The sequence below is a fragment of the Mobiluncus porci genome, from assembly GCF_009695935.1.
In the GTDB taxonomy this organism is placed as follows: Bacteria; Actinomycetota; Actinomycetes; order Actinomycetales; family Actinomycetaceae; genus Mobiluncus; species Mobiluncus porci.
This window is the reverse complement of sequence record NZ_VUMY01000039.1, coordinates 1-1,353: the sequence shown is the minus strand read 5'-3', so window position 1 is coordinate 1,353 and position 1,353 is coordinate 1. Positions and strand designations below refer to the sequence as shown.

Annotated in this window: 1 protein-coding gene; it reads left to right on the top strand. The window is 55.7% G+C overall.

Going from position 1 to position 1,353, the window contains the following annotated elements; genetic code table 11:
* Nucleotides 1-236: 236 nt before the first annotated feature.
* The coding region (locus tag FYJ63_RS10965; RefSeq protein WP_338106925.1) for a tyrosine-type recombinase/integrase at nucleotides 237-1,353 on the top strand (1,117 nt) is incomplete at its 3' end.

The window sequence follows — 1,353 nt, the reverse complement described above, 5'->3', positions numbered from 1 at the left end:
AGCACATCACCAGGCGAAGCCTCCCCGGATGGGGCGACGGAATCATCTGGAACGAACTCCACCACACCACCCCCTACAACAACACCTGGGACTAACCGGCCAGACACACAATTTGTCCTTTAACCCTCGGAGTGTCCCGGACGGCACCGTCAGCACCGAAGCCTGGTGGCAGGAAAAATCCTGTACCCCATGAGTGAGGGACGAGCGAGGAACTGGACATTGAAGGAGGAAAACCCGTGGCGAAGCGCAGCTTTGGCACCATTGAGAAACTGAAATCGGGAAACTACCGCGCTTTCTGGAAAAACGGCACGACTATCATTAGGGCTCCAAGCACTTTTCCACACAAAAAACCGGCACAAGAGTGGCTCGCGGCTCAACAGACTGCCTATGCGTCAGGGCAATTCGATCCCACCAGGCCAGTAGTGTCGGAGCCTGAAGAACGGCGTTCTCTTACACTCGACCAGTGGGTGAATGAATATCTCGGCCGCCACGCTGAAGCGGGCACTTTAGCGCCGAAAACCATACAATCCTATCGGTCTTGTTACAGGGCGAACCTTCGAGACAGGTTTGCAAAATGTCCCCTATCCTCAATCACTAAAGAAGATGTACGCTCCTGGTATAACGGTTTTGACCCCACACGTCCAGGTGCTCGCAGATCAACCTACCGCGTTTTTTCCGCGCTCATGCACGCCGCCGTAGAAGAAGGACTAATCCCAGAATCGCCCGTGGCGGTCAAGGGCGCTGTGACGAAAAAGCGACGCACCATTGACAACCCGCGCACGATTGTAGCAACACCTAAGCAAGTGGCGGCGCTAGCAGCAGCCATGCCAGACGAACTTGCAATAACCGTGCTACTCGGGTTTTGGTGCTCAATGCGGTATGGGGAAATCACGGAACTACGCCGCAAGGACATCGACTTCGGTGAAAACGACAACACCGCCACCATTCACGTATCTAGGGCTGTGCAGTATGCCTCGGGTTTCGGGTACACGGTGGGGCCACCAAAAACCGAGGCCGGCATTAGAGATATTGCAGTGCCGCAAGCAATGATCCCCGCATTACGGAACCACCTCGATACCTACGTGGTGCAGGATCGGGACGCTTTGCTGGTGCATTCCCCCACTTCAATCACGAGATGGCTTTCTAATAAATCGCTCAATGGACATTTCAAGAAGGCCCCACGCGCTGTGCCTGACTTGGACCCTCGTTTTACGTTTCACGGGCTCCGCCATTCGGGGCTTACTCATGCGGGTCAGTGTGGGGCGACGTTGGCTGAGTTACTTCGGCGCGCCGGGCATTCGGATATTAACACGGTGCTAATCTACCAGCACGCGACCCGCGAACGGGATGCGG